Raw genomic sequence first — 14,802 nt, 5'->3', positions numbered from 1 at the left:
GCTTTTATCGCGATGTTGTTTTCCACTCGCCCTGTCCCACTGCCTTTGTCCCACTCAATCGACGCCCGGAGTTTCCCCGATGTCGCCCACTTGTCATCTTATCCGCCCTGAAACCACTTATGAAGGCAAGCAGGGACTGACCTATTTCGCCGGCATCGCCGCAGAAACCGTCGGCTCCTCCGGCATCTGCATGCATATGCTCACCATGCCGCCCGGCGCCCGCGCCAAGGCGCATATGCACGAGAGCCATGAAACGGCGATCTACGTACTCTCCGGCGAAGTCCATACCTGGTACGGTGACCGGCTGGAGCATCATATCGTCGTCAAGGCCGGCGACCTCTTCTACATTCCGGCCGGCGTACCGCATCTGCCGGCCAATCTCAGCGGCGCCCCGTCTTCCGCCGTCATTGCCCGCACGGATCCCAACGAACAGGAAAGCGTCGTCCTGCTGCCGGAACTGGACGCACTTGTCGCTTGAAGCCGACATCGACGGAGGGGCCGTCACCGGCACCGTCATGAACATGATTGCAGCGGCCCCATTTCCTCAAGGCCGGGAATGGTGACGAAGAAACCATCCTCCCCCTTGTTGGTGACCACAACGGTCTCAGTCGTCGTCCCCGCCTCACCCTCGGCGGAACAGGTCGAGGTCAACGATTGTGCACCCAGCACCGACGTCAATTGCTGCGCGAACCGGCAGCCGCTGCCATAGGTCTCTATGCCTTCGGCGGTCAGCACGATGTAGGCGTCACTGTCCTGATAACCGGCCTTGACGCCGGCACAGCCGACATCATTGCCCCAGGAGCCGGCGAGCACGCCGCTCGCTGCTGCCGGACCAGCGACAACTGCCGCCAGGACCAGTGAAATGAACGCGGCCGAGCGCGCCAAGCTCAAACCCCGGTCGCCGGAATGCCGGTGCGCTCGACCTTGCGCGGCGCGGAAATTTCCTTCCACGTCGATAGCGCCCGGTTGACCGCCGCGTTCGGCTCGCGGCCGACGAACTCGCCATGGCCGGGCTTGGCCATGACCTCGGCCTCCTGGATCGACAGTTCGCCACGCGAGAAGACGAAGCGCGGCAGGCCGGTCACCTCGAACCCTTCGAAGACGTTGTAGTCGATGACGGACTGCTGCTTCTTCGAGGAAATCTTCTTCTTGCGTTTCGGATCCCAGACGACGATGTCGGCATCCGCACCTTCGACGATGGCGCCCTTCTTGGGATACATGTTGAGGATCTTTGCGATGTTGGTCGAGGTCACCGCGACGAACTCGTTCATCGTCAGCCGTCCGGTGTTGACGCCCGTCGTCCACAGCACCGGCATGCGGTCTTCCAGCCCACCGGTGCCGTTCGGGATCTTGGTGAAATCGCCGACGCCGTTGCGTTTCTGCTTGGTGGTGAAGGCGCAATGATCGGTCGCCACCACCTGCAGCGATCCCGCCTGCAAGCCGGCCCACAGCGAATCCTGGTGCAATTTGTTGCGGAAGGGCGGGCTCATCACGCGGCGCGCTGCATGGTCCCAGTCCTTGTCGAAATATTCGCTCTCGTCCAGCGTCAGGTGCTGGATCAACGGCTCACCGAACACGCGCATGCCCTTCTGGCGGGCCCGGCGGATCGCCTCGTGACTCTGCTCGCAGGAGACGTGCACGACATAGAGCGGCACGCCCGCCATGTCGGCGATCATGATGGCGCGGTTGGTCGCCTCGCCTTCCACTTCCGGCGGCCTCGAATAGGCGTGCCCCTCGGGGCCGTTGTTGCCGGCGGCCAGGAGCTTCTGTGAAAGCGCAGCAACCACGTCGCCATTCTCGGCATGCACCAGCGGCAGCGCGCCAAGGTCGGCGCAACGCTGGAACGACGCGTACATCTCGTCGTCGTCGACCATCAGCGCGCCCTTGTAGGCCATGAAGTGCTTGAACGAGGTGATGCCCTTGTCGACGACGGTGGCCATCTCGTCGAACACCTGCTTGCCCCACCAGGTGATGGCCATGTGGAAGGAGTAGTCGCAGGACGCTTTCGAGGTCTTGTTGTCCCACATCTGCAAGGCCTCGAGCAGCGACTGCTGCGGCGCCGGCAGGCAGAAATCGACCACCATCGTGGTGCCGCCGGCGAGCGCCGCCCGCGTGCCGGATTCGAAATCATCGGCCGAATAGGTGCCCATGAACGGCATTTCGAGATGGGTGTGCGGATCGATGCCGCCCGGCATCACGTAGCAGCCGGTGGCGTCGAACTCGTGATCGCCATGCAGGTCCGAACCGATGGCGACGATCTTGCCGTGCTTGAACAGCACATCGGCCTTCCACGTGCGGTCGGCGGTGACAACGGTGCCGTTCTTGATGACTTTGGTCATTTTTGTGTTCCCTTGTTCTCTTCGCGCTTCTTTGCGAGCGGCGTTTTGGATGCGGATTGCAAGCTCACTCCACGATGACAGCCGTTTCCACCACTGCGTGGAACAGCACGTCGGCGCCGGCCGACGCCCATTCCTTCGTGATGTCCTCGGCCTCGTTGTGGCTGAGGCCGTCGACGCAGGGGCACATCACCATGGCGGTGGGTGCAACGCGGTTGATCCAGCAGGCATCATGGCCGGCGCCGGAGACGATGTTGCGGTGGGAATAACCGAGGCGTTCGGCGGCATCGCGGATCGCCTTGACGCAGCCGGCGTCGAAGGTGACCGGGTCGAAGGCGCCGACCTGTTCGATCTTGTACTGGATGTCGAGCGCCTCGCAGATCGTGTCTATGCCTTCACGGATGCGACCGTCCATCGCATCCAGCACTTCCTTCTCGGGCGAACGGATGTCGATGGTGAAGACGGTGCGACCGGCGATGATGTTGCGCGAGTTGGGAAACACCTCCATGTGGCCGACCGCGCCAACGGCGTCTGGCTGGTAGTCCATGGCGATCTCGTGCACCAGTTCGATCACCCTGGCCATGCCAAGCCCGGCATTGCGGCGCTTGGGCATCGGCGTCGAACCGGTATGCGCCTCCTTGCCGGTCAGCGTCACCTGCAGCCACTTCAGCCCTTGCCCGTGGGTGACGACACCGATGTCGATGCCCTCGTCCTCTAGGATCGGTCCCTGCTCGATATGCAGTTCGAAGAAGGCATGGATCTTGCGGTCGCCGACCTTCTCGGTGCCCTTCCAGCCGATGCGCTCCAGCTCCTCGCCGAATTTCTTGCCTTGCTTGTCGACATGTTCGTAGACATCGGCCTGGTCGAGCACGCCGGCGAACACGCCGGACGCCATCATCGCCGGGGCAAAGCGCGCGCCTTCCTCGTTGGTCCAGTTGGTGACGACGATCGGATGCCTGGTCTTGATGCCGAGGTCGTTGAGCGAGCGCACCACTTCAAGCCCGCCCAGCACGCCGAGCACGCCGTCGTACTTGCCGCCGGTCGGCTGCGTATCGAGATGACTGCCGACATAGACCGGCGGCAGGCTGGGGTCGGTGCCTTCGCGGCGGGCAAACATCGTGCCCATTTCGTCGACGCCCATTTCGAGCCCGGCCGCATCGCACCAGCGCCTGAAAAGATGCCGGCCCTCGCCATCCTCGTCGGTCACGGTCTGGCGATTGTTGCCACCGGCAATGCCGGGGCCGATCTTCGCCATCTCCATTATCGAATCCCACAAACGGTCTGAATTGATTCGCAGATTCTCGCCGGGTGCGGCCATTCCAAGTCCTCTCATTTCATGTCCTGAGCGGGCGGCGGTTCCCGTCGCCACCCGTCCAGGTCCAGGCAGATCTAGTCTATCGAGCGCAGAACATCCCGCACATGGTCGATCAATTCGTTGATCTGGCCCTTGGTGATGATCAATGGCGGCGACAGCGCGATGATGTCGCCGGTGGTGCGGATCAGCGCGCCGCGCTCGAACGCCTTGACGAAGGCCGAGAAGGCACGCTTGGTCGGCTGGCCAGCGATCGGCGCCAGCTCGATCGCGCCGATCAGGCCGATGTTTCTGATATCGATGACGTTCGGCTCGCCCTTCAGCGAATGCAGCGCGTCTTCCCAGTATTGCGCCAGCTCCTCGCCTCGGGTGAGCAGGCCCTCTTCCTTGTACGTGTCGAGCGTGCCGAGTGCCGCCGCGCAGGCGATCGGATTGCCCGAATAGGTGTAGCCGTGGAAGAACTCGATCATATGCTCGGGGCCGGTCATGAAGGCGTCGTGGATTTCCTTCTTCACGAACACCGCGCCCATCGGGATGACGCCATTGGAGACGCCCTTGGCGGTGGTCATGATGTCGGGCGTGACACCGAAATAGTCGGCGGCGAACGGCGTGCCGAGACGGCCGAAACCGGTGATGACCTCGTCGAAGATCAAAAGGATGCCGTGCTTGGTGCAGATCTCGCGCAGCTTCTGCAGATAACCCTTGGGCGGCAGGATGACGCCGGTGGAACCGGCGACCGGCTCGACGATGACGGCGGCGATGGTCGAGGCGTCATGCAGGGCGACGATGCGCTCCAGCTCGTTGGCGAGTTCCGCGCCATGCTCCGGCACGCCCTTGGTGAAGGCGTTCTTTTCCGGCAGATGCGTGTGCGGCATGTGGTCGACGCCGCCGAGCAGCGTGCCGAACATCTTGCGGTTAGTGACGATGCCGCCGACCGAGATGCCGCCGAAATTGACGCCGTGATAGCCGCGCTCGCGGCCGATCAGACGGGTGCGCGAGCCCTCGCCCTTGGCGCGGTGATAGGCGATCGCCATCTTCAGCGCCGTCTCGACCGATTCCGAACCGGAATTGGTGAAGAACACATGGTCCATGCCCTTGGGCGCGAGGTCGACCAGGCGGTTGGCCAGTTCGAAGACGATCGGATGGCCCATCTGGAACGCCGGCGCATAGTCGAGCTCAGCGGCCTGGTGCTGGATCGCCTCGGTGATCTTCGGCCGGCAGTGGCCGGCGTTGACGCACCAGAGACCCGCGGTGCCGTCCAGCACCTTGCGGCCGTCGCTGGTCGTGTAATGCATGTCCTTGGCGGACACCATCATGCGCGGCGCCTGCTTGAACTGTCGGTTTGCCGTGAACGGCATCCAGAATGCGCTGAGATCGTTCGGCGTGACTTTCAGCCGGTTGGACATGACCAAGACTTCCCCTTGTAACCTGTTTCGGTGCGCCCAACGCTTGGTCTTTGCCGCGTTTTCATGCTACGCAAATTTTTGACCGATTGGACAAACGTTAGCACCGCCCTGTCGGCGGTCAAGGGATTACTAGCGGAAATGCGGCACTTGAAGTGCGTTCCACAGGCCAAGGAAAAACTGGTCCAGAGAATTGGTCCAGATGACCGTCAACGCGAGGGCCCGCAACGGTGAACACCAGCACGGACGCCCCTCGCCGCACCCGCATCCAGCAGGAAAAGCGCGAACTCATTCTCGAGGCGGCGCTGGAGGTTTTCTCCACCAACGGTTTTCGCGGCTCGACCATCGACCAGATCGCCGAAGCCGCCGGCATGTCGAAGCCGAACCTGCTTTATTATTTCCGCCGCAAGGAGGACATCCACGAGACACTGATGCAGCGCCTGCTCGACACTTGGCTGGCTCCGCTGCGGGAACTCGACGACATCGGCGATCCCATGACCGAATTGCGCAACTACATCAGGCGCAAGCTCGAAATGGCCCGCGATTTTCCGCGCGAGAGCCGGCTTTTCGCCAACGAGATCCTGCAAGGCGCGCCGCGCATCATGCCGCTGCTGGCCGGCGAACTGAAGACGCTGGTCGACGAGAAGGCCGCCGTCATCAAGGGCTGGATGCGCGACGGCAAGATCGCCAGGACCGACCCCTGGCATCTGATCTTCTCGATCTGGGCGACGACGCAGCATTATGCCGATTTCGACGTCCAGGTCCGCGCCGTGCTCGGAGCCGACCGCGGCGGCGATGGCCGCTTCGAAGACGCCGCACGCTTTCTGGAGCAATTGTTCCTCGATGGGCTGAAGCCGAAGAGCTGACGGACAGGCGCTTCAGGCGCTGCGCCGCTCGGCCGGCAGCGCGTCCAGCAATGTCTGTAGCTTGGCGATCGAGTTCTGCTCGGCAAGCGGCGTGTAGACGATCAGCTTCATGTCGGAGCCGTCGCCGATCGACAAGCTCATATGCTCGAACGTCATGGCGCCCGCGCTCGGGTGCCTGACATGCTTCACCCCCGACAGTCGGTGCGCGACGTCGCGCTGAGGCCACCAGGCGCGAAACTCGGGGCTCGAGCGCGTCATCAATTCGATCAGCCGTTCGAAATCCGGATCGCCGACATATCTGGCGCTCGCGGCCCGGAACGATGCCAGCACGATCCGCGCCAGCTCCTCCCAGTCGACCAGCAGCCGCCGGTGGTGCGGATTGGTGAAGACCATGTGGACGATGTTGCGGGCGTCCCCCTCCAGCAGACCGTAGTCGCCGAACACGGCGACCGCCGCCGGGTTCCAGGCCAGCACGTCCCAGCGCCGGCCGACGACATAGGCCGGCTGCAGCACCAGGCTTTGCAGCATGTGCAGCAAGGGGCCGTCGACCTTTTCCGGCGCCACGGCGCGACGCTCCGGCTGCTGGCGGCCGGCAAGGATGAACAGATGCTGCTTTTCCGCGGCGTCGAGCCGAAGCGCCTCGCAGAGCGCCGTCAGCACCTCGACCGACGGCCGCACCTCCCGCCCCTGCTCCAGCCATGTGTACCAGGTCGTGCCGACGCCGGCGATCATCGCCACCTCCTCGCGGCGCAGGCCCGGCGTACGTCGCCTGAGGCCAGTGGCAATGCCGGTTGCCGAGGGCGTCAGCCTTTCGCGGCGCGAGCGCAGGAAGGCGCCGAGCTCGCGCCGTCGGCTGTCTTCAGCGGAGTGGGTGGGAGCAGAGTGGGGCTGGGATTCCATGAGGCTAATATAGCAGTATTGATACCAGGATAAAGTTTGAACTGTTTGGCGCGCGGCTGCTGCCCCATCTTTGGTTCGGAGCAACGAAACGGAGGCTCTGAACATGGAACTCAAAGACAAGACAATCCTCGTCACCGGGTCGACCGACGGCGTCGGCCGCGTCGTGGCGCAACGACTCGGCGCCGGCGGCGCCCGCGTGCTGGTACATGGCCGCGATGCGGCGCGCGGCAAGGCGACCGTCACTGAGATCGAAGCCGCCGGCGGCAAGGCCGAACTGCTGGTCGCGGATCTTGCTTCGCTGGCCGAGGTGCGCCGCCTCGCCGAGGCCGTGCGCGCCAGGACGGACCGGCTCGACATCCTCGTCAACAATGCCGGCATCGGCACGGCTGGCCAGGGCGCCAGAAGACAGGTCAACGCTGATGGCTACGAACTGCGCTTCGCGGTCAACTATCTCGCCGGGTTTCTGCTGACATCGGAGCTTCTGCCGTTGATCGCGGCGAGCGCGCCCGCGCGCATCGTCAATGTCGCCTCGGCCGGACAGCAGGCGGTCGACTTCGGCGATGTCATGCTGACCCGCAGCTACGACGGCGTGCGCGCCTACTGCCAGAGCAAGCTGGCGCAGATCCTGTTCACCGTAGACCTTGCGGAGCATCTGAAAGGGAGCGGCGTCACCGTCAACGCCTTGCATCCGGCCAGCTACATGAACACCACCATGGTCCGCCAGGCTGGCGTGACGCCGTGGAGTTCGGTCGAGACAGGTGCCGATGCCATCCTCAACCTCGCGACATCACCGGCGCTGGAAGGACGCAGCGGCCTCTACTTCGACGGCCTGCGGGAATCCCGCGCCGACGCCCAGGCCTACGATGCCAGGGCAAGACAGCAATTGCGCAGCCTGAGCCTGGACCTCGTCGGCCTCGCCTCCCCAACATCGAAGGAACAGCATTCATGACCAAGACGATCGAACATGCCGTCATCATCGGCGGCTCGTCCGGCATCGGCCTGGCGACCGCGCGCAAACTGCTTGGTCCCGGCATGAAGGTGACCATCACCGGACGCAATCAGGACAGGCTCAACAGCGCATGGAAGAGCCTTGGCGGCGCTGTCGACAAGGCAGCATTCGATGCCGCAAAGCCGGACCAGGTCAGCGGATTCTTCGAGCGCCTCGGCCCCTTTGACCATCTGGTCCTGGCGGCCAGCGGCGGCAAGGGCCTTGGCCCCTTCCAGACGCTCGACCTGACCGACATCGGCAGCGGTGTCGACGAGAAAGTAAGGCCGCAACTGTCCTGCCTGCAGGCCGCCCTGCCAACGCTCCGAAAGAGTGGATCGGTCACCTTCATCTCGGCGGTCTCGGCTCAGCTTGCCATGCCGGGCGTCGCCGGCATCGCCGCCATCAACGGCATGCTTCTGACGGTGGTGCCGATCCTGGCCGTGGAGCTGAAGCCGCTGCGCGTCAATGTCGTGGCGCCCGGCGTCATCGACACGCCCTGGTGGGATTTCGTTGCCGAGGAGCAGAGGCAAGCGATCTTTGCCGACTATGCCGACAAGACACCGGTTGGCCGAGTCGGCAAAGCCGAGGACGTCGCCGACGCAATCGCCTTTCTCGTCTCCAACGGCTTCATGACCGGTCAGGTCCTGACCTGCGATGGGGGTCTACGATTTGCGGCGTAGGCCCCGGGGGCGCGCACCTGTCAGAGTGGCAACAGCGCACAACCAAGGATCGTAGCCATCATTGGGCGCCGCCAGGGTTCGGCTTCCTTGGAAGGCGCCCCATACATCTTCTTGTCGGTCGCTTCTTGCCAGCTGGCGCCTGCGGCGGATGGTGATATGTCGGCGGCCACATGGCGGGCGGAGCGAGGAACGAGCCAAGCTGGCGTGATCTCACGCACCAACCGTGCAAAGCGTCCCTTCGAACCGTTCCTTTCCTGGTCGAAATATCCCTCCAAGGTGCGCCAGCGCGGTTGCGCTCCTCGGCTGGTACCCTAAAGTTGCCCCCCCAGCCAGGCGAGCGTTTCGGCAACGCCGGCAAGGCCGTACCGCGCGGTTGTATGCGCGAATGGTTTGACCCGTATCGATATGCCGCCGGCATCGTTGACGGCCTCAAAACCGTTTTCGTCCGGCGTGTCATCGCCCAGGAAGACCGGGCGGCGGCCTGTGAAGGGCGCGATGCCCATGAACCGCCGGATCGCAGCACCCTTGGCCGCCTCGAGCGGCAGCAGTTCCACGCCGGCATTGCCGGCAACCACCCGGTAGCCCTTTGGCAGGCTGGCCAGCGCCTGCTCGACAAGCTGCGTCGCGCGCGGAAGCAGATGCGGGGCAGCGCGCGTGTGGATGGCCAGCACCCGGCCCTTGCGCTCGATATAGGCCTGCCCACGCCCGAGCTCGGCCTCGATCTCGTCGGCAAGAGCCGCAATATCCGCCGGCTCTCCCGCGACTTCGACGTCGTCGTCCGGCAGCAGCCTGTGTTCCAGGCCGTAAAGCCCGGCCGCCCGCAGCTTCAAAGGCTGAAACAGCTGGTCCACGGCCGCAACGGAGCGGCCCGTAATAACGGCCAATGCCCCGTTCAACTTGTGATCCAGGCCCTGCAGCAAAGAGCGAAGCTGGTCGCTGACCGAGACAGCGTCCGGGTGTTCGGCATGTTCCAGCAGGGTGCCGTCAATGTCGAGGAACAGCGCCCATTCGCCGGTCAGCACTGTCTGAGGCTTTTGCAGGGTCTGGCTCATCATATTGCCAGCCGTTTGCGCTCGAACATGGAGACGACATTGTCGACGCTTGGCGGCTGCCGGTCGCCAGTGCCCGTTGCCCGATCGACGTCGCCGCGCTTGCGCAGGCGCGCCGCATCCAGAAGCATGCTGCCGGCCCAGCGATAGACGTTGTTGTCGCGGACTATCTGCCGCATCGGCCGCATGCGCTCGCGCTGCTCGTCCGGCGTCATGGTCAGCGCCTGCAGCAGCGCCTCGCTCATCATGGCGGCGTCATAGGGGTTGACGATCAGCGCCTCCAGCAATTCGCGCGAGGCACCGGCGAATGTGCTGAGCATCAAGACGCCCTGTTCGTCGTCGCGTGCCGCAACGAATTCCTTGGCGACCAGGTTCATGCCGTCATGCAGGCTGGTGACCATGCATATGTCGGCGGCGCGATAGATCTCATAGACCTGTTCCTGGGTGTGATGCTCGGCCACCATGACCACCGGCTTGTAGCCGTCGCTGCCGTAACGCTCGTTGAGCTCTTCGGCATAGCGGTGACATTCATCGTGGAGCAGCTTGTACGCCGGGAGCGTGCCTCGGCTGGGTGCCGCAATCTGCAGGAAAACCAGCTTTCCAATCCATTCCGGGTATCGCTTGAACAATTCGTCCAGCGCCTGAAACCGATCCAGAATGCCCTTGGTGTAGTCGAGACGCTCGACGCCGACGCCAAGTTTCACATCCGCTTTCAGCCCGAACCTGGTCCGCAGGCGGGCGCGGCAGTCATCGACATCAGGCAATCTTGCCAGAAGGTCCGCAGGCCATTCTATCGAGATGGGATAGGCGTGCACCAGCGTCGTCTGCCCGCCATAGGAGATGGCCGCATCGGCTCGCTCGATGCGGCTTTCCAGGAAGCGATCGACGCTTTCGGTGAAATTGTTGGCGTGGAACTGGGTGTGGAAACCGATGATTGAGCTGCCGAGCAGCCCTTCGAGGATACGCTCACGCCATGGACAGATGCTGTACACTTCCGAATTCGGCCATGGAATGTGCCAGAAGGTGATGACGATCGCCTCGGGCAGGCGCTCGCGGATCATCCGCGGCAGCAGCGCGAAATGATAATCCTGGACCAGCACGATCGGCCGCTCGTTGCGCGCCTCGGCAACCACCGTATCGGCGAACTTTCGGTTGACGGCTTCATAGGCTTCCCAGTCCGACTCGCGAAAGATCGGCCGCGTGAAGGCGATATGGCAAAGCGGCCAGAGGCCTTCATTGGCGAAGCCGAGGTAGTAGCCCTGATGTTCTTCCTCCGTCAGCCAGACCCGGCGCAGCGTGTAGGACGGATTGCCGGGCGGCACCTGTACCCGGTCGTCCTTGTCGACCATGAGACGGTCTGCCGTTCCGCCGCCATAGGCAATCCAGGTGCCGGCGCAGGCGCGGGTGATCGGCTCCAGGGCCGAAACCAGCCCGCTGGCCGGCACAAGCAGTTCGACGCCATTGTCCCTGAGGTTGTGGATATACGGTTCGCGATTGGAGACCACGATCACCTGCGCATCGGGCAGATCGTCGGCCAGGATCTTGCGCAATGTTTCGGGCGACCATGTCACCAGGGCGGCATCGACAGATTGGCCGTTCTTTTCGAACTCCCGTATCACCTTGCGCGCCGCTTCCGCGGCCACGTCCTCACCGGCCGGATGTACAACCGCCGGGGGGGGGGACTGCGGCGTTGCCGCGATATGGAAAGGAAAACGGCAAGAGCGGAAAGACCGAGGCTCGCGAGGATCAGAACCCAGAGCAGGTCCGCACCATAATCTGTCATGGGAATGCCAACACCTCCGGCCGTTCGGCGGCCATTTTGTTTGTGTTTCCGATTTGAAATAGTCCGCCGGCGACCTGGTCGCCATTCGGACCTGTATTTTGCAACGCACAAAACCGGGATCGGTTCCAGCCAATCTCGCTCGGATCAGGTTCTGACGATGAGCGGTACCAGGCCTTCATGCCGGTCGGCGAGAAAGGCGACGACCCGGTCGCCGACGCGCTGGAATGTCAGATCGACCACTCTTTCGCCGACGCCCAGGTGTCGCAGCGTGAGTGTGTCGATGCCGATCGGCAGCCTCGGACGGGTGACTCGGATTTCGCCCTCCCAGCCATCGATTTCCAGGCCAAGGCAGGCCTGCATCAGCATGAAAGCGGAACCCGCCGACCATGCTTGCGGCAGGCAGGCGACAGGATAGGCGATCGGCGCTTCGCCTGGCGCGCGGGTAAAACCGCAGAACAGTTCGGGCAACCGCATGTTGAAATGGACCGCGGATTCGAACGTGCCGCTCATCAGCCGGACCACGCTGTCACGCTCGCCATAGCGCGCCAGGCCGGCGCCGCACATGGCGGTGTCATGCGGCCAGATCGAGCCATTGTGGTACGACATCGGATTGAAGAACACGGCATCGTCGGCAAGCGTCCTCAGCCCCCAGCCGGAATGAAAGGAGGCCGAAAGAAGCTGGTCGGCGACCATCTGCGCCCGCTCCGGCCCGGGAAGCCCGACAAGGAGGAGATGGCCCGCATTCGAGGTCCGCACCTTGCAGGGCTCGCCGGCACCATCGATCGCCAGGGCATAGAAGCTGAGATCGTCGAGCCAGAAATCGCGTTCGACCGCCACCCGCATGGCCTCGGCGCGGCTATCCCAGTGATCGGCTCTGTCGTCCTCGCCGCGGCGACGGGCAAGCTTTGCCAGCCCCCGGAAGGCGGCAAAGACATAGCCCTGCACCTCGACCAGCGCGATCGGCCCCTTGGGGATGCGGCCATCGGCATGAAAGACGGAATCGAAGCTGTCCTTCCATCCCTGATTGGCGAGGCCGGACTCGGCAGCCCGCTGGTAGGTCACGAACCCGGTCTCGCGGCCCGCCTCCTCCGTCCATTCGGCCGCGGCGCATAGCGACGGCCACAGGCTGTCGATGAACGCCATGTCGCCGGTGCGGTCGGCGTAGGCACAGGCGAGATGGATGTAGAGGGGCGTCGTATCGACGCCACCATAGTAGCGTCCGAACGGAAGCTCCCGCAGCGCCGCCATTTCGCCCTTGCGCGTCTCGTGCATGATCTTGCCCGGCTGCGAATCGCTGAACGGCGACGTCTCCGTCGCCTGATGCTGGGCCAGGAAGGCCAGCACGCCCCGCGCCAGGCCTGGATTGAGCCAGAGCATCTGCAGCGCAGAGATGACGCCGTCACGACCGAACGCCGTCGAGAACCAGGGGATGCCTGCATAGGGATAGGGTCCGGTCGCAAGCTCGGTGGTCAGCAGCGCGACATCGGCGCGGGCGCGCTCGACCCAGTCGTTGAAGACGCGACCGGAACTGTGCACCGTCGCGCCATGGCGGCGCTTGGCCCGCATGCCAAAGCGGGCCCGGGCGGCGGCGGCGCGGAAACGGTCGCGATCGGGCGTATCGGTCACCTCGGGACCGACCTCGACATAGAGCACCTTGCTGCTGCGCTTGGTCACGGCGAGCAGGAAATCGGCGCGGTCGGCAGTCAGTTGGTCCGGTGCCTGCGAGAATGATATCGCCGAGGCACGCGCCAGCCCGTCCAACCCGTCATAGCGCAGCAGGACGGATGTCGCATCCATCTCGGCCACATGGGCCATGCCGCGCCGCAGCCGCGTTGAGCCGCGCACTTCGAACATGTCGCGGAAATCGGCGGCGAAGTGCAGGGAAACGCCGATTGTCGAGGTTTCCCGGCTGTAGTTGGAAAGTGTGATGCGTTCGAACAACCTGTCCTGCCACAGCAGCCTGACGCGCTCGACATGAATCGCACCCTGCGGAATGTCTCGACCGCTAGCACTCTGGATCGGCAGATTGGTCAGGTTGGTGGTGAACAGCACATTGTCCTGGCTGAGCGAGGCGCCGAGCAACGATGTCTGTCTGCCGCCGACGGTCAGCCGAAATTCGGAGAGCACGCGTGTGTCGTCGCGGAAGAAACCGTCACCGGCGCCGCGTATGTCGCCATAGGCATCGGCAACCACAAAGCAGTCGCCCTGCTTGAGCGCAAACAGCCGGTGTGGTTCACGAGGAGCGGTTGCGTCGAGCGATGCAAGGGCTACCGCGGGATCGAGTTGGCGCTCGTCGAGTTGGGCCATTCGTCACAAATCCCTGTCGTTTCGTTCCCGTCGCTCGAACGCGTCGCCGTTCACGACGCCTTCGCTTCGGCCGGGACGCCGATCAGCCGCGCGTAGGCGGCCAGATAGTCGCCGGCCATTCTCCTGGCGGAAAACCGCTTTTCGAAAACGGCTCTCACCTTTCGCCGGTCGAGCTGCAGCAAGTCCGGCACCGCGGCGACCGCGCCATCCATCGACTCCGCGATAAAGCCGGTCACGCCCTGATCGACGATCTCGGGCAGCGCGCCGCAATTCCAGGCAATCACCGGCGTGCCGCAGGCCATTGCCTCGATGGCGACAAGGCCAAACGGCTCCGGCCAGTCGATAGGGAACAAGAGGCCTGCCGCGTTGCCGAGAAATTCCGCCTTCTGGTGCTCCTCGATCTCGCCGACATAGACGATACGATCACCGTCGATCAAAGGTTCGACCACCTCGTGGAAATAGGCGCGATCGTCGTCGCCGATCTTTGCCGCAAGCTTCAGCCTGAGCCCCGATCGCAAGGCAATCTCGATGGCGCGATCCGGGCGCTTGTCGCGTGAAAACCGGCCGAGGAAGGCAAGGTACGGTTCTTCCCGCGTCGTCTCGAAAGTTGGCTCGTAGATACCGGTCGGCAGCCCGTGGTGGATCGTCGCCAACCAGTTGGCCCTGGCAAGGCCTGCCTTCTGGCTGTGCGAAATGGAAATCATCGGAAAGCGCGGGAAACGCTCATAGGCGGGCGCCAGGTCGACATAGTCCAGCCTGCCATGCGGCGTCGTCACCGTCCGCTCCGCCATGTCCTCGAAAAACGAAAAGTGCAGGAAGTGGCTGAGGTGGAAGTGGATGACGTCAAACTCTCGCGCCCGCTTCCGCACCTCGGCAAGCATCGAAAGATGCGCCGCCGTCTCGGATTTGAGCGGACGCGGATCGAGGCGAAGCGCGCATTCCCGGCCGGCTACCAGCTTTGCGGAAGTCTGGCTGTCGCCACTGGCAAACAGCGTTACCTCATGACCCAGATCGACCAGCGCTTCGGTCAGATACGAGACGATGCGTTCGGTACCGCCATAAAGTCTCGGCGGCACCGATTCATGAAGCGGTGCGACATGGGCAATTTTCATATTTCATCCCGGGATGCTCGGCATACAGGGGCGAAATGCGTCAACGGCTCGATTGGTTCCGATTTA

General features: G+C 63.7%; 13 protein-coding genes. 4 read left to right on the top strand and 9 right to left on the bottom strand.

Annotation, left to right across the window (positions count from 1 at the left end; translation table 11 throughout):
- The first annotated feature begins 79 nt into the window (after positions 1 to 79).
- On the top strand, positions 80 to 478 hold the full coding sequence (locus tag AC1RZR_RS17270) for a cupin domain-containing protein (protein ID WP_184874971.1): 399 nt from the start codon (positions 80 to 82) through the stop codon (positions 476 to 478).
- A 35-nt stretch (positions 479 to 513) separates the two neighbouring features.
- On the opposite strand, the gene AC1RZR_RS17265 is transcribed toward AC1RZR_RS17270, so the two are convergent.
- The 4 genes from AC1RZR_RS17265 to aptA all read right to left on the bottom strand — a co-directional run bounded on the left by AC1RZR_RS17265 (position 514) and on the right by aptA (position 5,054).
- Positions 514 to 885, bottom strand: a complete 372-nt coding sequence (locus AC1RZR_RS17265) for a hypothetical protein (RefSeq protein ID WP_481825382.1) — start codon at positions 883 to 885, stop codon at positions 514 to 516.
- Positions 886 to 887: 2 nt separating this feature from the next.
- Entirely contained in the window at positions 888 to 2,339 is a 1,452-nt protein-coding gene (gene hydA / locus AC1RZR_RS17260; RefSeq protein ID WP_477274471.1) for a dihydropyrimidinase, read from the bottom strand.
- A 64-nt stretch (positions 2,340 to 2,403) separates the two neighbouring features.
- Positions 2,404 to 3,654: a Zn-dependent hydrolase gene (locus tag AC1RZR_RS17255; RefSeq protein WP_481829076.1), complete on the bottom strand. Its 1,251-nt coding sequence runs from the start codon at positions 3,652 to 3,654 to the stop codon at positions 2,404 to 2,406.
- A gap of 71 nt (positions 3,655 to 3,725) precedes the next feature.
- Positions 3,726 to 5,054 (bottom strand): omega-aminotransferase AptA, encoded by a 1,329-nt coding sequence (gene aptA, locus AC1RZR_RS17250; protein WP_481825381.1) that lies wholly within the window; start codon positions 5,052 to 5,054, stop codon positions 3,726 to 3,728.
- Between the two features lie 227 nt (positions 5,055 to 5,281).
- Between aptA and AC1RZR_RS17245 the strand changes: the two genes are divergently transcribed.
- The gene (locus tag AC1RZR_RS17245) at positions 5,282 to 5,917 is read left to right on the top strand and encodes a TetR family transcriptional regulator C-terminal domain-containing protein (RefSeq protein ID WP_477274469.1); all 636 of its coding nucleotides are present in this window, start codon (positions 5,282 to 5,284) and stop codon (positions 5,915 to 5,917) included.
- A gap of 12 nt (positions 5,918 to 5,929) precedes the next feature.
- Here the strand turns inward: AC1RZR_RS17245 and AC1RZR_RS17240 are convergent, their stop codons facing one another.
- A complete protein-coding gene (locus AC1RZR_RS17240; protein WP_477274467.1) occupies positions 5,930 to 6,817 on the bottom strand; it encodes a helix-turn-helix transcriptional regulator in 888 nt (295 codons plus the stop codon).
- 103 nt (positions 6,818 to 6,920) lie between these two features.
- Here AC1RZR_RS17240 and AC1RZR_RS17235 point away from each other — a divergent pair, with 103 nt between their 5' ends.
- The gene (locus tag AC1RZR_RS17235; RefSeq protein WP_477274465.1) at positions 6,921 to 7,766 is read left to right on the top strand and encodes an SDR family oxidoreductase; all 846 of its coding nucleotides are present in this window, start codon (positions 6,921 to 6,923) and stop codon (positions 7,764 to 7,766) included.
- Entirely contained in the window at positions 7,763 to 8,485 is a 723-nt protein-coding gene (locus tag AC1RZR_RS17230; RefSeq protein ID WP_477274463.1) for an SDR family oxidoreductase, read from the top strand. Before AC1RZR_RS17235 ends, AC1RZR_RS17230 begins: the two co-directional genes overlap by 4 nt.
- Before the next feature lie 311 nt (positions 8,486 to 8,796).
- On the opposite strand, the gene otsB is transcribed toward AC1RZR_RS17230, so the two are convergent.
- The 4 genes from otsB to AC1RZR_RS17210 all read right to left on the bottom strand — a co-directional run bounded on the left by otsB (position 8,797) and on the right by AC1RZR_RS17210 (position 14,736).
- Complete coding sequence (otsB, locus tag AC1RZR_RS17225; RefSeq protein WP_481825380.1) at positions 8,797 to 9,540, bottom strand: trehalose-phosphatase; 744 nt, start codon at positions 9,538 to 9,540, stop codon at positions 8,797 to 8,799.
- A complete protein-coding gene (locus AC1RZR_RS17220; RefSeq protein WP_481825379.1) occupies positions 9,537 to 11,177 on the bottom strand; it encodes an alpha,alpha-trehalose-phosphate synthase (UDP-forming) in 1,641 nt (546 codons plus the stop codon). Before AC1RZR_RS17220 ends, otsB begins: the two co-directional genes overlap by 4 nt.
- A gap of 284 nt (positions 11,178 to 11,461) precedes the next feature.
- Entirely contained in the window at positions 11,462 to 13,624 is a 2,163-nt protein-coding gene (locus tag AC1RZR_RS17215; protein WP_481825378.1) for an amylo-alpha-1,6-glucosidase, read from the bottom strand.
- Between the two features lie 50 nt (positions 13,625 to 13,674).
- Positions 13,675 to 14,736: a glycosyltransferase family 4 protein gene (locus tag AC1RZR_RS17210; RefSeq protein ID WP_477274455.1), complete on the bottom strand. Its 1,062-nt coding sequence runs from the start codon at positions 14,734 to 14,736 to the stop codon at positions 13,675 to 13,677.
- Positions 14,737 to 14,802 lie beyond the last annotated feature (66 nt).

It is taken from the genome of Mesorhizobium bavaricum (genome assembly GCF_056781655.1).
Note: the sequence above shows the minus strand (reverse complement) of the source record. Positions and strands in the feature narration are given on the sequence as shown.